The 20,932-nt window shown below is 63.7% G+C and carries 14 protein-coding genes and 1 pseudogene; 7 read left to right on the top strand and 8 right to left on the bottom strand.

Annotated elements, in window-relative coordinates; all coding sequences use genetic code 11:
- Window positions 1-5: 5 nt before the first annotated feature.
- Genes nirB through HLH48_RS14820 form a run of 3 tightly spaced genes read right to left on the bottom strand, consistent with a single transcriptional unit; the run spans window position 6 to window position 5,847 of the window.
- Window positions 6-2,900, bottom strand: coding sequence for a nitrite reductase large subunit NirB (gene nirB / locus HLH48_RS14830; RefSeq protein WP_182998266.1), 2,895 nt, complete (start codon window positions 2,898-2,900; stop codon window positions 6-8).
- Between the two features lie 38 nt (window positions 2,901-2,938).
- Window positions 2,939-4,597 (bottom strand): alginate export family protein, encoded by a 1,659-nt coding sequence (locus HLH48_RS14825; protein ID WP_373320239.1) that lies wholly within the window; start codon window positions 4,595-4,597, stop codon window positions 2,939-2,941.
- Window positions 4,598-4,626: 29 nt separating this feature from the next.
- Window positions 4,627-5,847 carry a nitrate/nitrite transporter gene (locus HLH48_RS14820; RefSeq protein WP_182998265.1) on the bottom strand — a complete coding sequence of 407 codons (1,221 nt, stop codon included), beginning with the start codon at window positions 5,845-5,847 and terminating at the stop codon, window positions 4,627-4,629.
- A 311-nt stretch (window positions 5,848-6,158) separates the two neighbouring features.
- Here HLH48_RS14820 and HLH48_RS14815 point away from each other — a divergent pair, with 311 nt between their 5' ends.
- The 3 genes from HLH48_RS14815 to HLH48_RS14805 all read left to right on the top strand — a co-directional run bounded on the left by HLH48_RS14815 (window position 6,159) and on the right by HLH48_RS14805 (window position 8,330).
- Window positions 6,159-6,851 (top strand): GntR family transcriptional regulator, encoded by a 693-nt coding sequence (locus tag HLH48_RS14815; protein ID WP_182998264.1) that lies wholly within the window; start codon window positions 6,159-6,161, stop codon window positions 6,849-6,851.
- A gap of 64 nt (window positions 6,852-6,915) precedes the next feature.
- On the top strand, window positions 6,916-7,296 hold the full coding sequence (locus HLH48_RS14810; protein WP_220795142.1) for a TIGR04076 family protein: 381 nt from the start codon (window positions 6,916-6,918) through the stop codon (window positions 7,294-7,296).
- Window positions 7,296-8,330 carry an aldo/keto reductase gene (locus HLH48_RS14805; RefSeq protein ID WP_182998263.1) on the top strand — a complete coding sequence of 345 codons (1,035 nt, stop codon included), beginning with the start codon at window positions 7,296-7,298 and terminating at the stop codon, window positions 8,328-8,330. Before HLH48_RS14810 ends, HLH48_RS14805 begins: the two co-directional genes overlap by 1 nt.
- 12 nt (window positions 8,331-8,342) lie before the next feature.
- On the opposite strand, the pseudogene HLH48_RS14800 reads toward HLH48_RS14805, so the two are convergent.
- Window positions 8,343-8,462 (bottom strand): annotated as a pseudogene (locus HLH48_RS14800) (IS5/IS1182 family transposase); the annotation flags it as partial.
- Between the two features lie 215 nt (window positions 8,463-8,677).
- Window positions 8,678-10,114 carry an aromatic amino acid transaminase gene (locus tag HLH48_RS14795; RefSeq protein WP_182998262.1) on the bottom strand — a complete coding sequence of 479 codons (1,437 nt, stop codon included), beginning with the start codon at window positions 10,112-10,114 and terminating at the stop codon, window positions 8,678-8,680.
- 135 nt (window positions 10,115-10,249) lie between these two features.
- Between HLH48_RS14795 and HLH48_RS14790 the strand changes: the two genes are divergently transcribed.
- The 4 genes from HLH48_RS14790 to HLH48_RS14775 all read left to right on the top strand — a co-directional run bounded on the left by HLH48_RS14790 (window position 10,250) and on the right by HLH48_RS14775 (window position 17,276).
- The gene (locus tag HLH48_RS14790) at window positions 10,250-10,711 is read left to right on the top strand and encodes an Lrp/AsnC family transcriptional regulator (protein ID WP_182998261.1); all 462 of its coding nucleotides are present in this window, start codon (window positions 10,250-10,252) and stop codon (window positions 10,709-10,711) included.
- Window positions 10,712-10,797: 86 nt separating this feature from the next.
- Window positions 10,798-13,398, top strand: a complete 2,601-nt coding sequence (locus HLH48_RS14785; protein WP_182998260.1) for a TonB-dependent receptor plug domain-containing protein — start codon at window positions 10,798-10,800, stop codon at window positions 13,396-13,398.
- Window positions 13,399-13,458: 60 nt separating this feature from the next.
- Window positions 13,459-14,736, top strand: coding sequence for an MFS transporter (locus tag HLH48_RS14780; protein WP_182998259.1), 1,278 nt, complete (start codon window positions 13,459-13,461; stop codon window positions 14,734-14,736).
- Entirely contained in the window at window positions 14,733-17,276 is a 2,544-nt protein-coding gene (locus tag HLH48_RS14775) for a glycoside hydrolase family 3 protein (protein WP_182998258.1), read from the top strand. The genes HLH48_RS14780 and HLH48_RS14775 overlap by 4 nt, the downstream gene beginning before the upstream one ends.
- Window positions 17,277-17,474: 198 nt before the next feature.
- On the opposite strand, the gene HLH48_RS14770 is transcribed toward HLH48_RS14775, so the two are convergent.
- The 3 genes from HLH48_RS14770 to HLH48_RS14760 all read right to left on the bottom strand — a co-directional run bounded on the left by HLH48_RS14770 (window position 17,475) and on the right by HLH48_RS14760 (window position 20,907).
- On the bottom strand, window positions 17,475-18,686 hold the full coding sequence (locus tag HLH48_RS14770) for a sensor histidine kinase (protein ID WP_182998257.1): 1,212 nt from the start codon (window positions 18,684-18,686) through the stop codon (window positions 17,475-17,477).
- Window positions 18,687-19,880, bottom strand: a complete 1,194-nt coding sequence (locus HLH48_RS14765) for a sigma-54-dependent transcriptional regulator (RefSeq protein ID WP_182998256.1) — start codon at window positions 19,878-19,880, stop codon at window positions 18,687-18,689.
- Window positions 19,881-20,007: 127 nt separating this feature from the next.
- Window positions 20,008-20,907 (bottom strand): LysR family transcriptional regulator, encoded by a 900-nt coding sequence (locus tag HLH48_RS14760; RefSeq protein ID WP_182998255.1) that lies wholly within the window; start codon window positions 20,905-20,907, stop codon window positions 20,008-20,010.
- Window positions 20,908-20,932 lie beyond the last annotated feature (25 nt).

The raw sequence follows: 20,932 nt of genomic DNA, 5'->3' as shown, positions 1-20,932 counted from the left end.
ACGTGTCAGGCGGGGACCAGGTCGGGTGTCGCCGGGAGTTTCGCCCGGATCTGCACCTTGCCGTCGCGGAGCCGGGTGTCCCATGTCCGCAGGCGGATGGAGGAGTCTTCGAGGCACTGGCCGTCTTCCAGGCGGAAATGCTGCTTGTAGAGCGGGGAGGCCACGATGCGCTGCCCCTTGAGGTCGCCCATCAGGCCGCGCCCGATGACGTTGGCGTTGGAGAACGGGTCGTGATTGTCGATGGCGTAGACATGGGCGGCGTCGGTCCCTGATTCGGGCAGGTAGAACAGGGCGACCTGGCTGCCGTCATGCCAGGCGACGACGCCGGAGCGGGCGACCAGGTCGGCCTGGGCGCAGAGATCGGTCCAGTCCGCCGGGCCGGCCCCGGCCGCGGTCTCGGGCAGGTTGTCGGCGGGGCGGGTCTGGTCGCGCTCGGGCAGGGTGCGGACGTTCGGGTCCGGCCGGGCGTCGTTGACGAAGGTGCGGAAGCGCCTGAGCTTGTCGCGGTCGTTCAGCGCGTCGCGCCATTCGCAATGATACTGGTCGACCACCGACTGCATCTGCTGTTCCAGTTCCGCGCAGATGCCCAGCGAATCATGGATGATGACGTCGCGCAGATAGTCCAGCCCGCCTTCGAGGTTCTCGCGCCAGACGGAGGTGCGCTGGAGCCTGTCGGCCGTGCGGATATAGAACATCAGGAAACGATCAATATAGCGCACCAGGGTTTCGGCATCGAGGTCGGTCGCGAACAGTTCGGCGTGGCGGGGGCGCATGCCGCCATTGCCGCAGACATAGAGGTTCCAGCCGTTTTCGGTGGCGATGATGCCGACATCCTTGCTCTGGGCCTCGGCGCATTCGCGCGTGCAGCCGGAGACGGCGAATTTCAGCTTGTGGGGCGAGCGCAGGCCCTTGTAGCGGTTTTCCAGGTCCAGCGCCTTGGCGACGCTGTCCTGCACGCCGTAGCGGCACCAGGTGCTGCCGACGCAGGATTTGACGGTGCGGGTCGATTTTCCGTAGGCGTGGCCGGTTTCGAACCCCGCGTCGAGCAGTTCGGTCCAGATGTCGGGCAGTTGGTGAAGCTGGGCGCCGAACAGGTCGATGCGCTGGCCGCCGGTGATCTTGGTGTAGAGGCCGTATTTCTTCGCGACCTGCCCGAGCACGATCAGGCGGTCGGGCGTGATTTCGCCGCCGGCGATGCGCGGGACGACCGAATAGGTGCCGTTCTTCTGCATGTTGGCCATGAACGTGTCGTTCGTGTCCTGCAACGGGATGTAGAGCGGGTCGGTGATCGGCTTGTTCCAGGCGGAGGCGAGGATCGAGCCGATGGCGGGCTTGCAGATGTCGCAGCCCAGGCCGCCATTGCCGTGCCGGGCCATCAGGTCCTCGAACGTCCGGATGCCGTGGACGCGGACCAGCGAATAAAGCGCCTGCCTGGTATGGGAAAAATGCTCGCACAGGCTGTGGTCGACGGTGATGCCGCGAGCTTCCAGCTCGGTCTCGAACACATTTTTCAGCAGGGCCGCGCAGCCGCCGCAGCCGGTGCTGGCCTTGGTGCATTGCTTGAGGGCGGCGAGATCGGTGCTGCCGTCGTCGATGGCGGCGCGGATCGCGCCCTTGGTGACGTTGTGGCAGGAGCAGATCATGGCCGTGTCGGGCAGGGAGTCGGCGCCCAGCAATTCCGCGCCCTCGCCGCGCGGCAGGATCAGCGCCGCCGGATCGGCGGGCGGTTTGATGGCGTTCTGCACATATTGCAGGATCGTGTCGTAATAGGAATTGTCGCCGACCAGCACGGCGCCGATGACCCGCGTGCCGTCGCCCGAGAGGACCAGGCGGCGGTAGGAGCCCTCGGCCTCGCCGATGAAGCGGTAGCTGCGGCTGCCAGGCGTGGCGCCATGGGCGTCGCCGATGGAGCCGACATCGACGCCGAGCAGCTTGAGCTTGGTGGACATGTCGGCGCCGGTGAAGGCGGCTTCCTCGCCCGCCAGGTGGGCGGCGACGGTGCGGGCCATGGCGTAGCCGGGCGCGACCAGGCCGAAGACCTGGCCGTTCCACGCGGCGCATTCGCCGACGGCGAAGATGGCCGGGTCGGCGGTGCGGCAGGTGTCGTCGATGACGATGCCGCCGCGCGGACCGAGGGGGAGCCCGCACGCGCGGGCCAGGCGGTCCTGCGGGCGGATGCCGGCGGAGAAGACCACGAGGTCGGTTTCCAGCGTGCCGCCGTCGGAAAAGACCAGGCGGTGGCGGCATGTCTCGCCGGCGACGATCTGCTGCGTGGCGTGGCCGGTCAGCACCGTGAGGCCCAATGCCTCGATGCGGTGCTTCAGGGCCTGTCCGCCCTCTTCATCGAGCTGGACGGGCATCAGGCGGGGGGCGAATTCGACGACCGTGGTGGCCAGGCCCAGGCCGGCCAGCGCGTTGGCGGCCTCCAGCCCCAGCAGGCCGCCGCCGATGACGGTGCCGCGCGCGGCGCCCGCGGCGGCCGCGCGGATCTGGTCCAGGTCGTCCAGCGTGCGGTAGACCAGGCCGGCGGTGCCGCTGTTGCCGGGCACGGACGGCACGAAGGGCGTGGAGCCGGTGGCGATGATGAGCGTGTGGTACGGCAGGGTGCCTTCGCTGCTTTCGATGGTGCGCGCCGCGCGGTCGATCGCCGTGACGCGGACGCCGCGATGGAGCGTGAGACCGTGGGCGGTGTGGAAATCCTCCTGATGCAGGGAGAGGGCGGCGGCATCCTGCCCGGTCATGTAGGCGGTGAGATGCACGCGGTCGTAGGCGTCGTGCAGTTCCTCGCCGAAGACGTGGATGGCGTGGTCCTGATGCAGGCTGTGCATGACCAGTTGCTCGGCGCAGTAATGGCCGACCATGCCGTTGCCGATGATGACGATGTTGCCGGTGCCGGTCATGCTGTCTCTTCCTTTGTCGTGCCGCGCGCGTCGCGTGGTCAGAACTTGAATTCCACGGTCTGCATGTAGAACACGCCGCTTTTGGCGCCGGCCTGTCGCATGCCCTGCGAGGCGGCCAGGCCCGCGATGTCGTGCGTCCATGTCCAGTGCGGCGCGAAGTGCCATGCCGCCTGTGCCTGGGGTGTGACGCCGATGAACCCGCCATGCAGGGTGTTTCGCCACGCATAGATCTTGCCCGTGCCGTAGACGGCGTCCTGCGTGCTGTCGCGCCAGAATACCGGTACATGCAGCCGCAGGTGAAGGGTGGAAAATGGCGTGGCGGTGATGACGGGGCCGACGCCGATGAGATTCTGCGAGGTGAGGGCCAGCGTGACGTCATTGTAATAAGGCAGCGGGAAATAGGGCGTGGCGAAGGTGCCGACGGCGCCGTCCTTGCTGTGGTAGGACCCGCCCGAGAACAGGTCGGCCTGGATGCCGAGCGAGGGCTTGCCGGGCAGGCCGCTTGCGTTCCAGTTCGCCACGCCGTTGACGGCGTAGGCGCGAACCGCGCGGGTCGGCCCCGCATTGTGCGCCGGGCGGAAGTCGCCGCCCTGGAACACGCCCGTCAGGCTGGCATCGAAGGGGCCGGCGGTGCCCCACAGGCGGGTGCCGATATTGTCGCGGCGGGTCGAGCCGGCCTGGGCCGCGCCGGTCCTGGCCAGCGGCAGGGATGCGGCGGGGCCGCCGAAGAGATAGCCGAGGAAAAAGACGTCGGCGAAGATGTGCGCCTTCTGCCCCAGGATGGTGAAGGCGGGCAGCGACGTGGACGTATAGGCGCCGTACATCCGGGCATTGTAGTTGGTGCCGTCGGCGAAGACGTTGCGCGGCAGCTTGTTGGTCTGCATGAAATCGAACAGGTCGAGGCGGAAGGATTTCCATACCGCGTAGCCCCGGACGCCGTCCCAGGTCTGCTGCACGTTGGGCAGGTCGCGGGCGGACTGCATTGAGATGGGGGCGTCGAGGAACACCTGCCGGCCGCCGATCGCGCCCATCCTGGCGCCGAGGAGCTTGCCCTTGACCTCCAGGATGCCCTGCTGGAGGTCGAGCCGCTCGCGCTGGATGCCGGTCTGGTAGCCGTAATAATTGCTGCCGCCGGCGACGCCCCAGAGAAATTCGGCGTAGGCGCGGACATGGTCGCCCAGATGCAGGTCGGCGCCGTACAGGTTGCGCAGCAGCAGGCGGCTGGCGTTGGTCTTGCCGGCCGTGCCCATCATCGGCTGGTTTTCGAAAATATAGCGCAGCCGTTCCTCGCCGCTGATCGACAGCCAGATATCGCCCTTGTCGGTCAGGCGGATATATTTGAGGCGGTTGAACCAGTCCTGCCGGCGTTGCGCCGGGGGCGTGGTGGCGAGGTCGCTCCAATCCTCCGCCCAGCGGGCCTGGCCGTAGCCGTTCATGGCGCCGAAACCGGCGGCGGCGCCCTTGCCGGCGTTGAAGACGCCCCAGTTGCTAGTGTGGGGCGGCCTGGCGGCGGCGGGCGGGGTCTTTCTTTCCGCCTTCTTCTGGCTGGTCGCGGGCGGTGCCGTGCGGTCGGCCGGGGTGGCGGCGTGGGCCGGTCGGGCCAGGATGGCGGCGGCCAGCAGCGCGGCATGGGCGTGGAGGCGATGCGGGCGAGCGAGGGCACGCGTCTGGCGCGCGCCGGGCGGGGTGTGGGGCACGTTATGGATGTCCGTGGCTCGAAAAAAGATCAGAGGGCGGCGGGAAGTTCCGTATCGCCGGGCAGCGGGGCGGCGGACGCGGCCTTCCAGCGGCGGCGGCAGACGGACACGCAGCCGAGGGCGAGCAGGGCGATGCCCGCGAAGGCCAGGAAGCCGGGACCGTACGACCCGGTCGATTGGCGGGCCGCGCCGAGCGACGAGGCGAGGTAGAAGCCGCCCACGCCGCCGCTCATGCCCACCAGCCCGGTCAGGATGCCGACCTGGTGGGGGAAGCGTGTCGGCACGATCTGGAACACCGCGCCGTTGCCCAGCCCCAGCAGGAGCATGCCGAGGAAGAAGGCGGGGAAGGCCAGCCAGATGGTGGGCAGGCCGTAGCCGATCAGGGCGAAGACGGCGGCGGCGGCGGCGTAGAGGAGGAACAGCGCGCGGTCGCCGCCGATGCGGTCGGCCAGGGCGCCGCCCAGGGGACGGACGAACGAGCCCACGAACACGACCAGCGCCGTGCAGCCTCCCGCTACCGCCGGCGGCAGGCCGTACTGGTCGTTGAAATAGATGGTGAGGAAGGAGGCGAGGCCGACGAAGCCGCCGAAGGTGACGCTGTAGAAGAACATCAGCGCCCAGCAATCGGGTTTTTTCAGGACCGGCAGCCATGCGACGAGGCCGGCGCTGGGGCGGCGGGGCGGCTCCTTGGCCAGGAACAGGAAGGCGACGAGGACGGCGGCCAGCGGCAGGGTGGCCAGGCCGACCACGTTGAGCCAGCCATAGAGGATCGCCAGGCCGGGGGCGAACAGGGCGGCGAGCGCGGTGCCGGAATTGCCGGCGCCGGCGATGCCCAGCGCCGTGCCCTGATAATGCGGCGGATACCAGCCGGAGGCGAGGGGCAGGGCGACGGCGAAGGAGGCGCCCGCCACGCCGAGGACCAGGGCGAGGGGGAAAAGCCCCGAATAGGTGTGGGGGGCGGCGACCCAGGTCGCGGCCAGGCCGGCGATGACCAGGAGCTGCATCAGGATGGCGACGCGGCGGGGGCCGAAATGATCGACCAGCGCGCCGGCGGCGACGCGGAACAGCGCGCCCGCCAGCACCGGTATGGCGACCAGGAAGCCCTTCTGCCCGGCATTCAGGTGCAGGTCATGCGCGATCGCGATGCCCAGCGGCCCGAGGAGCACCCAGACCATGAAGGATGCGTCGAAATAGAGAAACGCCGCAAGGAGCGTGCGCGGGTTGCCGGCTTTGAAGAATTGTCTGTCCACGGTGCAGCATCCAGCGCCCGCCTGGCATCGGGTGGGCGCGCCCTCTGCGGGCATGATGGCCGTCCTTGACCACCTGGTGTCTCGTCGTGTGCGCCGTCGCCCCCGGTTGGTCCGCCGTCATTGGCGGGAACCGATGCTGGAGCGTGCTTCGGAATTATTATCCGGCAAGAATGATATGGAGTCAAAATAATATTTCGGCGAACGGGATTGCGATGACCGAAAGCCGTGTGGACGGCCTGCGCTGTTTGCCCTCGGCCATGTCATGATACGATGTGCATGATGGGCTGTCAGGACGGGCGAGAGAAGCGGGAATGGGATTGAACGGCACGATAAAACCTGTCGAGCGCTCGACGATACAGGAGCAGATCTACACGGATCTCCGTCACCGCATCATGTGCGGCTTTTTTTTTCCGGGGCATCTCTTCAAGCTGATGGAGGTGGCTGCCGCGTATGGCAGCAGCGCGATGCCCGTGCGGGAAGCTCTGTCGCGGTTGGTGGCCGAACGGGCACTGGAAAACGCGCCCAACCGATCGATCGTCGTGCCGGTACTGTCTGAGGACCGACTGGAGGACCTGCGGCGTGTCCGAAAGACAGTGGAGGGATTCGCCATTCGGGCGGCATTCGACCATCTGACGGCGCCCGACCTCGATGAGATCCGGGCGCTCCTGGCGTATCAGGTTTCGCTGGAAGGGACGGGAAACATTCCTGAGGCAGTCGAAGCGAATGCGCGCTTTCATTTCCAACTGTACAGACTGTCTCGTTCGGTCGTTCTGATGCCCATCATCGAAAGTCTGTGGCTGCAATTCGGACCTTATCTCGGCCATGCCACGGCGCTGAACGACCTTAATCCGGGGCGGGGCCTGGTTCATCATCATGCGATGCTCGCCGCGCTGGGCAGGCGTGACCTCGACGCGACGATCGCGGCCTTTGAAAAGGATGTCGACATTTCGTTCGATCTGCTGGCTGCGAACCCGCCCCCCGGCCGAAAGAAAGTCGCGGAGTAGCTAATAATATCTTTGATCAAAGATATTATCCATGCCACATTGTCATCGCAACGTGGAGGATGGCATGGACGAGCGGCCGGCTGCGCCAATGGCGCCCGATGAATTCGAACTGTACGACCTTCGAATTGAGCTTGTCGCGCCGGAAAGTGCCAAGATCTGGTGTAACGGGAAGCCAGGCGATTACTTTGAAATGCGCGGAGAACTCCTGTATTTCCGGGAGGATATGCCGTTTAGCGCCTATTCGCTGGCCGCCGTTCTTCCGCTTCTTCCCGCGAAGCAGCGCGTAACGGCCGCGCAGGACTGGATGAGTACCGATAGCGAGGTAGCCTGTCCTGATCCGTGCTGCCCTTCGCGCCTGCGTATCACCCGTATCGGGCGCCGTCGCTTCAAGCATGAGGAGACAACGGCCGTCCCGCTCGCAATTTCCAAAGACACGGCGGCATAATGGCAATCGAACGTTTTACCCTGGCGCCAGGATATGAAATATCACGAATTATAAAGGGAGGCTGGCATCTGGCCGGCGGGCACGGGGAGGTCGACCGCGCGCAGGCCGTAAAGGACATGGCTGCGTTTGTCGAAGCGGGGATTACGACCTTCGATTGTGCCGATCATTATACGGGTGTCGAGGAGCTGATCGGAGATTTTCGGCAGGCATGCCCGTCGCTGGCCGGGCGGGTGCAGGTCCAGACGAAGTTCGTGCCGGATTTCGACGTGCTGCCGACGATCGACCGGCAATATATTACGGGGATCATTGATCGCTCCCTGAAGCGGCTGAAGGTCGATTGTCTGGATCTGGTGCAGTTCTTCTGGTGGGATTTTGCGATACCGGGCGCCGTCGAAACGGCGCTGGTGCTGAAGGAACTGATGCAGGCGGGTAAAATCGCGAGGCTCGGCGTTACCAATTTCAGCGTTCCGCAACTTAGGAAACTGGTCGATGCCGGTGTTCCGTTTGTTGCGACGCAGAACCAGTATTCGCTGATCGATCAGAGGCCCGCCCGCTTCCTGCAAGGCTATGCGCTCGAAAAGGGAATGAAGATTCTGACCTATGGGCAGCTTGCCGGTGGGTTCTTCTCAGAAACATGGTTGGGAAAAGCCGAGCCTGTGGACGGGGTCGTGAATCGGTCTCTGATCAAATACAAGCTGATCATCGATGATTATGGTGGGTGGGGCGCCTTTCAGTCGCTGCTGCGTTGCCTGGCGGATATCGGCAGGAAGCACGGTGTGGGGATAGGTGAGGTTGCCGTTCGGTGGGTACTCGATCAGCCGTTGGTCGCGGGGTGTATCGTCGGCGCGACATCCACGCGCTATCTTGAAAGAAATAAAGAAATATTCTCGTTTTCTCTGGATGAAGACGATCTTTCCGCAATCAGGACAGAGGTCGGCACGGCAACCGGCGTGGAAGGAGATTGTTATGAGCTTGAGAATGATCGGCAGGGACGCCATGGCCGGATCATGCGTTACAATCAAAACCAGACCTGAGGGCCTGGGTCGGAAAGCGGCCTGATTGATTGTCCGCAGAACGCCGCGGATGTGGGCGATCATCAACCACGCGCAGGATGACGGGAGCGTTGTCTCGACATCCTTCGTGAGGCGGCGGGAACGTCCGATCCATGTCAGTCCGGGCCTGCCTGACTTCATCAGGTTCTTGCGAATCAATGAATCATAAAATCATGAAATCGCGTCACTCGCTTCCGGTCGGATATTGAAATCGATATACGCGCTGCAATGCCGAGATATCGCGTTGGCATGCAAAGTGACTCCAGAGGCGGTGCGCTTTGGAGTCGTTGGAGAAGATAGGAACTCTGGCCTGTCGAACAGGGTGGGCCTTATGCCGAAACGGCCGATTGGTTGTTCAACTGGGACAGCGCGTATGCAAACCGGCTCAGATTTCCGGCATTCAGGCCCGCCAGATTGATTCGTCCGCTCGATGGAATGTAAATGGCGTGCTTCTTCCTCAAATGAATGAGATTCTGCTCCGAGAGCGGCAGGAGTGTAAACATGCCGTGGCCATCGGCGACATGACGAAGGTCGCGTCCGGCAAGTGCCTGATGGCAGGCAAACGTAGAGCGGATTTTCCCCAGGCGATTCTGCATGTCTGCGAGTTCATCGATCCAGATACGGCGAAGAGCCTCATTTGCAAGAATGTGACCGACGATACTGCCACCATGCGACGGCGGCATCGAATATGCTGCGCGAGCAATCGCACTCAGATGGGGGTGGATCGCCATTGCCAGGCCCCGCTTCAGTCCCCCTACGATCAGCGCCCCTACGCGCTCGCGGTACAGGGAGAAATTCTTGCTGCATGAATAGGACAAAAAAGCGATTTCCGCCTGGGAAAATACGCGATGCACACGGCTGATATCGTCGTGCAACCCGCGCCCAAGGCCGTGATAGGCCACGTCGAGTATTGGAATGAGGCGTGAGGCGATGCAGGCGTCGGCGATCGCGGACCATTCCTCGTCTGTCCAGTCGTCTCCGGTGGGATTGTGGCAGCCAGGTTGAAGCAGAATGATGTCACCGGGCCGGGCCTGATGCCTGATGACGCGCATGAACGCCGGAAAATCACGTCGTCCAAGGGAATCGCTGCGGCCGAGACGGCGAACGGTCAGACCCGAGCGCTCCATGACCGGAACATGATTGCTCCAGGCGGGCACGGGAACCCAGACGGTTCTATTTTTCGTGAACCTGCAGAGAAATTCGGCGGCGAGGGAGAGGGCGCCGGTGCCGCCGACGGCCTGGATCGTGACGATGTCGGAGCAGGTGACTTCGCCCCTTGGCAAGAGAAAGCCTGTTATTTCTTCGCAGAACTGCTCGACGCCGTCGGTGGACAGGTAGGATTTCGTCCTTTCGGTTTCGAGAAGATGTTTCTCTGCCGATTTCACGCTTTCCAGGACAGGCGTCTGCCCATGCTGGTCACGGTAGACGCCGATCGTCAGGTCTATTTTCTCCGGCCGACGGTCGAGGCGGGCAAGTTGTGCGACCTGCAAGAGCGGATCGGGGAGAATGGCGGGCAAACTTTTCAGGGGAGACATGTTTCTGCTCTCGTCATGCAACCAGGAATATGGCTGAATCCATGCGTTGTAAAAAGGAATCTCAATTTCTCTTTTCTTTCGAACAGTGAAATAGCATGGAGAGAACTGGATATGGAAGATGTGGGAATTGCATGGTTCTTGCATCGGATGATGCTTTCGAAGCGTTTCATGTTCATATTCCATCGTGGAAGAAAGGAATTTGCATGGAGTGCCTATTTTAGAAAGGAACATGCACGTTCCTTGTAAATTTCGATGAACGCATATTTTCGTTATGGTTTTGGAACGGGATATGGCTTATGAAAGAGGAAATCCGGCGCTGATAAGTGGATTTGGTTCGATCGCATCACGACGAGGGCGTGAAACGGAATGGATAATTTTGATCGGGCGATCCTCTCGGCCCTCCAGGAGAAGGGTGATATCAGCCTTACTGAACTCAGCGCGATCGTAAATCTGTCGAGTTCGCAATGCTCGCGTCGTCTTCAGCGTTTACGTGAGGAGGGGTATATCGCGCGGGTTGTTGCGATTCTCAATCCGGAGAAGGTCAATCTTGGAGTCTCATCGTTCATTATCGTAAAATTGAATTCCCACTCCCAGGAAGTGGAGGAGAGGTTCCGTAGACATATGGAGAATTTGAAGGAAGTCCTGTCCTGCCATTATATAACGGGATCACTTGATTTCATTCTTATGGTACAGGTCAGGGATTTGAAGGCGTATAGAGAATTCCTGTCGCACAGGCTTCTGTCCTTGTCGGATATCGGGTCCATAACGTCGCACATCATTCTGGGAAGTGTGAAGAATACCACGGCCCTGCCTCTGAATTACGTTTGATCCGAACATATCCGTCTTGTTTGGACATCTGTGCGGACGAAATAGATGCGAAACAGAAATGAGATAATCGAATAGGGGTTCTATCGATGCAATTCCGCTATGGCCTTCTGGCTGCCTGTATTCTGACGCCTGTGGCGGTGACGCCTGCGCTGGCCAATCCGAACGATGTGAAGCCGTCGACATCGGCGCATGGCGGTCGACGTGGAGCGGTCGTCAAGGCGACGGCGCACCGGGCCATGCCCCCGAAGGTGACCGCGCGCGCCGAGCCGCCGGAAGCGGTGATCGTGACCGGAACGCATGCGCGGAACGTTACCGCTCGCCAGAGCACGAGTCCGATAACCGTGATCTCGGCAGCCATGTTGCAGCGATCCGGGCAACTGAATCTGGCCGACGGGCTGACGCGTGTCTATCCGTCGATCAACGTCAGCCCGATGGGAACCAATGCGAGTGCCCTGACCTCGGCGATCCGTATGCGTGGGTTGAATCCCAACGAGGTTCTTGTTTTGGTCGATGGAAAGCGCCGGCATACCACGGCCAATATCTCGGCCGATGCGGGGCCGGATTTCGGATCGACGCCGGTTGACCTGAACATGATCCCGGCCGGGGCGATCGACCATATCGAAGTGCTGGAGGATGGTGCGGCAGCGCTCTACGGCTCCGATGCCATTGCCGGTGTCGTGAACATCATTACGAAAAAGACAAATCACGGGATGTCGGCGACGACCCAGACGGGGGCCAATGCCTACAATGGCGACGGTTGGCAATATCAGGTCGGCGCGGATGGTGGCCTTTCCCTTGGGGGAGATGGCTATATGCATATCAGTGGGCAGATTTACCATACGGATCATATGATTCCGAAAGCGTATGACCATCGTCTGCTGGATTGGGCGCCTGTTGGGGCCTATACGGGTTCGAACTATACGGGTTCGGCGAACCCGCCGCGGGATTCCAACCATTTTACCAGCACGCCGGAGGAAACGCGCGAGAATCTGAGCATCAATTTCGGGAAGAAGATCGCATCGGGCGTCCAGTTTTACGGACTGATCACCTATGCGCATCGGCATGCGGAGGCATTCGAGAATTACCGTACGCCCAGTACCGCGCCTTCGATCTATCCGGAGGGGTTTTCGCCCATTCTGGTGAACGAGGAAAATGACTATGCGGCCACGCTGGGGCTGAAAGGGGACAATTTCCTGGGATTCAACTGGGACCTGAGCACGACATATGGTGCCGACCAGACGCGGATCGACAATCAGGACACCGTCAATCTCGGCATGTTGAGTCCGGAAGGGGCCGGATGTTCGACATCGGTTTCCAGCGCCTATTATTCCTCGCGGGGGTGTGGCTGGTCGCCGACCAAGGTGCGGGCGGAGACGTTCCGGATGGCCCAATGGACCAACAACCTGGATTTCCGTCGTCAGTTCAATATCGCGCATGCCGTGCCCATGACGTTGGCCTTCGGTGCGGAGCACCGGCTGGAGACCTACCAGATCAAGGCCGGGGAGCCGGCGTCGTACGAGGACGGAGGTGTTTCCGCCTTCAATGGCCTGCAGCCGCAAAGTGCCGGCAACTGGAGCCGTGACATCTGGGCCGGCTATCTGGATGGCGATTTCCATTTCACACCCAAATGGGATGTGGATTTCAGCGGGCGTTTCGAGCATTACACGGATGTCGGCAATACGGAGAATGGAAAGGTTGCCACCCGGTACAATGTCTCCCGTCGTTTTTCCATTCGCGGGACGATCAGCAACGGGTTTCGTGCTCCGACGCTGGCCGAGCAGCATTACAGTTCGATGACTGTTGGGCCGACTGGCGCGGGTGGTCTTCTGAGTGTCGACTCCGCTGCCGCTCAGGCCCTGGGTGCGTCGAAGCTAAAGCCAGAGCGTTCCACCAACGTCAGCGCCGGATTCGTGCTGGAGCCTGTTGATGGCTTCCATGTCGAAGCGGACGTCTACCAGATCAATATTCGCGATCGTATCGTTCAGGGTGGCGTCGTGAACGGTGCCATGGCGATGAATGCCTTGGCGGACTCGGGGTATTTGTTGAGTTCGAACGTCTTGCCTGCCGACGTGACGGCCTATTACTTTACGAATGGGGCGAGTACGCGCACACAGGGGCTCGATATCAAGGCGGATTATCTCTGGCGCATGCGGCAATATGGCAACCTTGATCTGAGCCTGGCGCTCGACCTTAACCGCACGAGGCTGCATCACAACGGAACGTATACGGACCCGAATACCGGCGCAGTCGCGCAATATCTGAACGCGTCGAATATTTCCTCGATTACGACGGCCTATCCCCGCAGCAAGATCATTCTGAATGCCTATTGGACGAATGGTCCGTGGGACGTCAACATTCGCCAGACGCGCTACGGGCAAACGACTTCGATGCTGCAATACATGGACTGGGCCACGGGGACCTGTCCGGATGGCAGTCCCAAGCAGTTCTCGCAGACCTGTTTCGGTAAGTTCGTCAACACTCCGCGCTGGCTGACCGATATCGAGATCGGCTATCGCATCACGCCACGCTGGCATATCGCGATCGGTGCGAACAATATCTTCAATGTCCGGCCGAGGAGACTGCCGGATTCCTTGAATTATGTCGGGGCGCAGCTTTATGATTACCAGTCGGCCCAGGTGCCGATGACCGGCGGATATTATTACGGTCGTGTCAACCTATCCCTATGAGGGTAATTTGAGGTTGCTGGACCTCGGCGGGTATTCGAATGTTTTCTGGAAGCGCAGCGCATGAAGAATCTGTTTATCCTGTTTTTTCTTTTTATGTGCGCGCTTCTTTCCTATACTGATAGGGAGGTTCTGAGCCTTTTCGTCGATTTTATAAAAAATGATCTTTCTGTTGATAACTATCAGTTCGCTCTTCTGATCGGGACGTTCTTCGGCGTGGTTTATGCCGTCATGGGATTGCCGACCGGTTGGATGGTCGATCGCCTTCCGCGCAAGCCATTGCTCTGCGGCGCCATTGCGGTGTGGAGCGCGGGCACCATTCTGTGCGGCCTTGCCCACCATTTTCCACAGATGCTTGCCGGACGCATTCTCGTGGCATGTGGCGAGGCCGCGCTGGCACCTGTGGCATTGTCCCTGATCGGCGATCTCTTCCCCGGACCGCAGCAAGGCCGGGCAATGGGATTCTACTTTACCGGTATCGTGGCCGGCGGTGGGGTATCGATCATCATCGGCGGGCTTCTGCTGGGTCCGCTGGGCGATCTTCTGCTTGCGCCGTGGATGCCCGATCTTGCCGCATGGCGACGGATCTTCGTCTTTCTTGGTTGCGTCGGATTCGTAATGTCTGTGCTGTCGGTCGTTTCCTTCGCGGAACCGGCACGGAAACGGGGCGGGCCCGCTCGGGAGACCGTCGGGCGGGATGGCGGAGGGAGGGAGACGCTGTCGAGGCTGGCGCGGTTGTGTCTTGCCGTTGCAATCCTGTCCGTCATCGATAACGCGGTCGGGGCGTGGGCTCCTTATGCCGTCGAGAATATGTTCGGCCTGTCGCCGGCGCGTGTCGGGGAGGTTCTGGGCTGGTTCATGATAGCGGGCGGTCTGGGTGGTGTGACATTCGGCGGTATGGTGAGCGACCGCTATACGAAAATGGGCCGCCCCCGTGGGGTACTCCGCATCGTTTTGGCACTTTTGTGCGTGCTTATTCTACCCTGCCTGATGATCGGGCAGATAGGGTATCCGCTGACGTTATTGATGATCACGGTGATTATCGCCATCGCCGGGGCGTGTTCCACGATCGGGCTGAACCTGATCCTGCAGTTCGGGCCGGCCGACGGGCGAGGCATGATGACCTCGATCAGTTTCTTTCTCAATGTGCTGGTGGGGGCGAGTGCCGGGCCGCTTCTTGTGCCTGTCGTGCAGGCCCGTCTGGCGCATGGCGCCACCCTGAATGCCCTCTGTATCGTGGTGGCGGCCGCCGCAATCTGTTCGGCGACGTTGCTTTTGCCCTTGTCGCGTTCGGTGGCGGGGAAGGCTTCAATTCAAGGGAGGTCGATAGTCGAGTCGTGACCGGAATCGGAATAATCAATACTTTCGCCGGAAGTCTTGCGGGGCTGGCGCTTCTGGTCGGTGTGGCAGGTGGAGCGGCGGCTGCGGAGGACGCGGTCGGCAGCGGGGGTGTGCTATCCGGTGCGGCGATCGAGACGGTGATCAGCCGGATGACCCTGGCGGAGAAGCTGGGGCTGCTGGATGGCGGCGGGCGGTCCGATGCGCGTTGTGTCGGCTATACGCTCGGTGTACCCCGGTTGGGCATTCCCGCGCTATGCATGGGCGACGGCCCGGCGGGCGTGGGCAATGGACTGAAATCGGTCACGGTATTTCCCGCGCCGATCGCGATCGGCGCAAGCTGGGATACGGCGCTGGCCGTGCGTTATGGCGCGGTTCAGGCCGAGGAGCAGAGCGGCAAGGGGAGAAATGTCGCGCTTCTTCCCACGATCAACATCCTGCGCAATCCATTATGGGGGCGGGCGGCCGAAACGCTGGGCGAAGATCCGGTTCTGACGAGTGCGCTGGGCGTTGCGATCGTGAAGGGGGTTCAATCCCGGCATGTCATTGCGATGCCGAAGCACTTTGCCGCGAACAATCAGGAGACCGATCGATTTGGTGATGCGCCCGACTGGAAGGCGATGAATGCCGTCGTTTCCGAGCGGGCTCTGCGGGAGATTTATCTGCCCGCCTTCAAGGCTGTCGTGCAGGATGCGCAGGCCGGCTCGATCATGTGCGCCTATAATCGGGTGAACGGTCAATATGCCTGCGAGAATCGGAACCTGTTGCGGATTCTGCGCGATGAGTGGCATTTCGGCGGGTTTGTGACTTCCGACTGGCTGTTTGCAGGGCGCAGTACCGTTGCGTCGATCAAGGCTGGCGCGGACCAGTTGATGCCTGGCGGAAAAAATCCATATGGACTGCCGGATTATTACGGGGCGCCCCTTGTTCAGGCCCTGAAGCAGGGTGCCGTGGACGTGGCCGATGTGAATCGTATGGTCGGGCATGTGCTGAATGCCATGCGGCGCATCGGCGTCGAGGATGCATCCGTCGATCGTTCGGCCGCCGACGTGCGGTCACAGCGGCATTCCGACGCGGCGCGGGATTTTGCCCTGGCGGGGATCGTGCTGCTGAGGAACGCGCATGAGACCCTGCCCATTGGCGACGATATCAGGCGCCTTGCGATTATTGGGCCGGACGCGGATGATCAGCGGAAGATCACGGAGCCTTATGGCGGGTTCGTGCCGGAAGATCCTGCCCATGTGGCGGTAACACCGCTACAGGCCATCAGGCGGCTGGCCGGCCGGAATCGGGAGGTCGTCTTCCAGAAGGGAACCGAAGGGGTTCGACCTCTGCCGCCGTTGCCCTTGCGCCTGGTCTGGGATGAGGCGCATGAGGTGCAGGGGTGGAGAATGAGCGTGCAGGACCAGGCTGGCCAGGCGGCTCCGCCGACTTGGGCGCATGTGAAGGATATCGGCGACCTGTCGGTGCTCCGGCACGGCCGCATTCTTCGCTGGGATGGTTTCGTCACGCCGGATGAAGGTGGCGTGTATCGTTTCTCGCTTGCGGGGGGCGGGGCGGCGAAGCTCCTGGTCGATGACAAGGAAGTCGTTTCTTTTCAGAAGGAGGAATTCAACGCCGTTTCTCACGGTGAAGTCGTATTGGCGAAAGGTCGGCGGACTCATTTGACTGTGATATACGACCCGACGAGCGCGATCCTGCCGCTGAAGCTCGCACTGGGCTGGGCGCCCCCTTCCTCGATCCGTGCTGCCGCGGTGGCCGCGGCACGGAAGGCCGACATGGCGATCGTGTTCGTCAATGACGAGGTTTCGGAAGGGGCCGACCGCAGCGGGCTGGGCCTTCCGGGGGATCAGGACGCCCTGATTACCGCGGTGGCCGAGGCCAACCCGCGCACCGTCGTGGTGATGGACACCGTCGCCGCCGTGCTGACGCCATGGAGGAACAAGGTCGCCGGCATTCTGGAAGCCTGGTATGGTGGGGAGAGGAACGGGGACGCGATCGCCGATATCCTGTTCGGCCGCGCCAATCCGTCTGGTCATCTGCCGCTGACGTTTCCGGCGGATGCGTCGCAGGGTGTTGTTTCGACATTCCGGCAGCAGATGCCAGACAGAAGGATGGATGTGAAATACGATGAGGGCATCATGGTCGGCTATCGCTATTATGATGAACATCGCCAACTGGCGGCCTATCCGTTCGGCTTTGGGCTCACCTATACCAGCTTTGCGATATCGCACGTGAAATTGGAGACGGATTCTGTCTCGTTCGACCTGAAGAATATTGGAAAAAGGCCCGGTGATGCAGTCATCCAGCTTTACGTCGGATTTCCGGAGGGAGCCGGGGAGCCCCCGCGACAATTGAAGACATTCATCAAGTCATCTTTGCGGCCGGGACAGTCTCGGCATATGCTCATGCCATTGTCTGGAAGCATGTTTCAAAAGTGGGATGATGGTACACATGCCTGGAGGAAAATAAGAGGCGACTACAAAATTTATCTCGGTTTTTCTTCGCGCGATATGGCGTTTGAGGGAGATCTGACCATTTAGTGAGATGGCGATTATCCTATTGGCGCGTCTCGGGTTTCCCGGCGGCTCACCATCCGTGAGAAGGCGCTATGATGAACATGATGGGCCGGAGAATTTCGCCCGAGCTGTAGCATCTCCAGAACGCCGCGTTGGGCATTCTGCTGTGGTTCTGACGATGCGAAGGATGCGGCTGCCGGCGCGCCCCGGCCTGCGAGAGCGTCATAAACTCAGCAGGAAGGCGGTGCGCCATCTGGTGTCGGGGCGGGCGGGTTCGAGGGTGAGCGAGCCGCCGTGGGCGAGGGCGATCTGGCGGGCGAGGCTGAGCCCGATGCCGCTGCCGTCGGGCTTCAGCGAGAAGAACGGGCGGAAGATCGCCTCGCGGTAGGCGTCCGGGATGCCGGGGCCGTTGTCGCGGACGGCGATCAGCATGCCCGTCGAGGTGGCGTGGCCCTGGAGCCAGACGGTGGGGTCGGGGGCGGTGGCGTCGCCGGTGGCGGCGAGGGCGGCTTCGGCGGCGTTGTTGAGGAGATTCAGCAGCGCCTGTTCCATCTGCGCCGCGTCCAGGCGGACGATGACGCGCTGGGGGGGGAGGGTGGTTTCGAGCTGGACGCGGCCGGTCCAGCGGGCGTCGAACAGCGTGCCGAGCGCGCGCAGCAGGTCGTGCAGGTCGGTCGGGCGCGGGTCGGGGGGCGGCAGGCGGGCGAGGTCGCGATAGCCCTGCACGAAGCGGTCGAGGCCGCGCGTGCGGCGCAGGATGGTGGCCAGGGCCTCGCGGATCGTCTCGGCCGCCGCCGGGTCCAGCGGGTGCTCGGTGATTTCGTGCGCGGTTTCGGCCAACGAGACGATCGGGGTGAGGGAATTCATGATCTCGTGGCCGAGGATCTGGAGCAGGTCGCGCAGGGTGCGCGCGTCGGCGGCGTTCAGTTCCGCCTCGATATCGGTCAGGGCCAGGAAATGCGTGACGCCGCCCGCGCCGCCGCCCTGCGCGACCGCCAGGGCGAAGGTGCGGGGCGGGGCCTCCGGCACGGTGGGCATGCGCAGGACGCGGCGTTCGGGCGACAGGGTGCCCAGCAGGGTGGCGGCGGCGGCGGGCAGCCGGTCCTCGGTGGCGAACAGGCGCCGGGCGGCGCGGTTGGCGGCGTGGAGCACGCCGTCGCCGGTGCGGTAGAGGAGCGGAATGGGGGCGTGGTCCAGCAGGGCCCGGTTGCGCAGACGCTCGCGGTCGGCCGGGCGGACGATCGCGGTCTCGACGCGCACCGGCCGCCGGAGCAGCGAGGTCAGCGTGCCCAGATGGGCGAGGATGGCCGCGCAGGCGACCAGGACCAGCAGGGCGGTGCTGGCATAGAAGCCCGCCGCCAGCGCGCGGGGCGCCAGCAGGCAGGCGGCCGCCACCAGGACGATGCAGAGGACGAAGCTGCGGATGACGCGCATCTACAGCCCGTAGCGCGCCATGCGGCGATAGAGCGCGGGGCGGGTGAGGCCGAGGTCGCGCGCCGCGTGGGAGACGTTGAAGCCGTGCCGGCGCAGGGCGGCCTCGATCAGCGTCCGTTCGGACTGGGCCAGGGTGGGGGTGTCGGGCGCGCGGTCGCCGTCGGGGGACGGGGGCGCCGTGGTGTCGCCCAGGATCACCATCCGCTCCATCGCCGCGCGCAGTTCGCGGACATTCTGCGGCCAGGGGCGCAGGCAAAGCGCGTCGAGCGCGGGCTGGTCGAGCGCCGGCGCGGCGAGGCCGTGGCGGGCGGCGAAATAATGCAGGAAATGGGCCGCGAGGGCCGGAATGTCGTCGGGGCGCGCGGCCAGCGGCGGCAGGGTGACGCGCACCGCCCCGAGGGGCAGCCACAGGCGGGGCGGCAGGCGCGTCGCGAGGTCGTCCGCGCCCACGGACGACAGGGCCAGGACGCGCGGCGGGGCGGCCGCGTCCAGCCGGTCGGCCAGCAGGCGCTGGAGGGGCGGTGCCAGGGATTCGATCGCGCGCAGGACCCAGGTGCCGCGCTCGGCGGGCAGGGCGGACAGGCCCTCCGCATCGAGGATCATCGGGGGGGCGGCGTCGCCCGAGCGCGCGTGGATCCGGCGGGCCAGCATCGTCTTGCCGCTGCCGGGCGGACCGGACAGCAGCATGTGCGCGCGGGTCGGCGCGATGCGGTCGGCGAGGGCGACGGCGGCGCGCATCGGGTCGGAGACCGCGATCAGGACCGGCTCGGCGGCCTCGGTATCCGGCCGGGCCTCGTGCCGCCGGCGGTCCAGCGTGTCGTGCAGCAGGGCCACCAGCCGTTCGTTGTGCCATGGCTTCATGACGAAATCGGTCGCGCCCTCGCGCATCGCGGCGACGGCGATGGCGACCCCGCTATGGCCCGTCACCACGATGACGGGCAGGGTGGGGCGGAGCGCGTGCAGGTCGCGCAGCAGGGCCAGGCCCTCGGCCCCGGTGGTGGCGCCCGGCGCGTAGTTGAGGTCCAGCAGCACCAGGTCGATCCGGTCGGCGGCGACGCGGGTCAGGGCCTCGGCCGCGTCGTGGGCCGCCAGGACGCGGAAGCCGCGCCGCGTCAGCAGGAGGCGGGCGGCGGACTGGATGTCGGTATCGTCGTCGACGAAGAGGATCGTGGGCTGGCCGGCGGGCTCCGTCATCGTGAAGGGGGCTCCTGCTTCCGTCCTTCCGGCGCTGGTCCGGCGCGCGGGCGGCGTGGAAAAACGGTGCTGCGATATCGATGTTTTTTTAGCGTGCGGGACGACAGGTCGGAAACATACACGGTTTTCACCGGAGAGGAACCGGGCGGGCGAGATCGCGCATGTGGCGCGCGAGCCAGGCCGCGAAGATCCGGCGGCGCGGGTCCTGCGCGATCGGGAGCGGGGACAGGCAGACATAGCGCGTGCCGTCGGGCGCGAAGCCGTGCGGGGCGGCCAGCAATCCGGCGCCGAGATCGGCGGCCGCCATGTAGACCGAGGCGATGGCCACCCCCTGTCCGGCCTGCGCGGCCTCCAGCGTCTGATAGAAATGCTCGAAGACGTGCCTGCGCGCGCGCGTGGGCCGGAGGCCGCTATTGCGGCACCAGGTGCGCCACGCCTCGGGGCGGGTCTGGCTGTGCAGCCGGGGGAGGTGGCCGATGGCGCCTTCATGGTCGCGCAGCAGGGCGGGCGACAGCACCGGTCCCGCCATTTCGTCCGCCAGGGGGTAGAGGTCGAGCGCGGGATCGATCGGGAAATCGGTCCTGCGGATGGCGAGGTCGATGCCGTCCCGCGCGAAATCCACCGGGCCGCCCGCCGCGAGCAGCTTGATGTCGAGCCCGGTATCGGCCTTGAGGGGGGCCAGGGCGCGGATCAGCATCTTCAGGCACAGCGTGGGTTCGCAGGATACCGACAGCGGCTGTGCCGGGCCGTCGCGCCGGAAATCCTCCAGCGTGTGGGACAGGTCGTCGAATATCGCGTGCAGCGCGTCGGCGAGCCGGCGGCCGCGCGGGGTGAGGACACGGCCGCGCCCGCGCGGGGAGAAGAGGGGCTCGCCCAGCGCCTGTTCGAGCTGATGGATCTGCCGGCTGACCGCGCCGTGGGTCACATGCAGGTCCTCGGCCGCCTGGTGCAGGGTGTCGCGGCGCGCGGCGGCGGCGAAGGCGCGCAGCGCGTTGAGCGAGGGAAGGGGCGGACGCGCGGCGGACACCGGGGACTCCTGTTTCGTCCTGTGA

The sequence above is a fragment of the Gluconacetobacter sacchari genome (genome assembly GCF_014174255.1).
Lineage (GTDB): Bacteria > Pseudomonadota > Alphaproteobacteria > Acetobacterales > Acetobacteraceae > Gluconacetobacter > Gluconacetobacter sacchari.
Note: the sequence above shows the minus strand (reverse complement) of the source record. Positions and strands in the feature narration are given on the sequence as shown.

What these genes read in the sequence shown, in the direction of transcription:
- nirB (WP_182998266.1), bottom strand. Translation starts at nt 2,900, where the DNA reads ATGACCGGCACCGGCAACATCGTCATCATCGGCAACGGCATGGTCGGC.
- HLH48_RS14815 (WP_182998264.1), top strand. Translation starts at nt 6,159, where the DNA reads ATGGGATTGAACGGCACGATAAAACCTGTCGAGCGCTCGACGATACAG.
- HLH48_RS14810 (WP_220795142.1), top strand. Translation starts at nt 6,916, where the DNA reads ATGGACGAGCGGCCGGCTGCGCCAATGGCGCCCGATGAATTCGAACTG.
- HLH48_RS14805 (WP_182998263.1), top strand. Translation starts at nt 7,296, where the DNA reads ATGGCAATCGAACGTTTTACCCTGGCGCCAGGATATGAAATATCACGA.
- HLH48_RS14795 (WP_182998262.1), bottom strand. Translation starts at nt 10,114, where the DNA reads ATGTTCCTTTCTAAAATAGGCACTCCATGCAAATTCCTTTCTTCCACG.
- HLH48_RS14790 (WP_182998261.1), top strand. Translation starts at nt 10,250, where the DNA reads ATGGATAATTTTGATCGGGCGATCCTCTCGGCCCTCCAGGAGAAGGGT.
- HLH48_RS14785 (WP_182998260.1), top strand. Translation starts at nt 10,798, where the DNA reads ATGCAATTCCGCTATGGCCTTCTGGCTGCCTGTATTCTGACGCCTGTG.
- HLH48_RS14780 (WP_182998259.1), top strand. Translation starts at nt 13,459, where the DNA reads ATGAAGAATCTGTTTATCCTGTTTTTTCTTTTTATGTGCGCGCTTCTT.
- HLH48_RS14770 (WP_182998257.1), bottom strand. Translation starts at nt 18,686, where the DNA reads ATGCGCGTCATCCGCAGCTTCGTCCTCTGCATCGTCCTGGTGGCGGCC.
- HLH48_RS14765 (WP_182998256.1), bottom strand. Translation starts at nt 19,880, where the DNA reads ATGACGGAGCCCGCCGGCCAGCCCACGATCCTCTTCGTCGACGACGAT.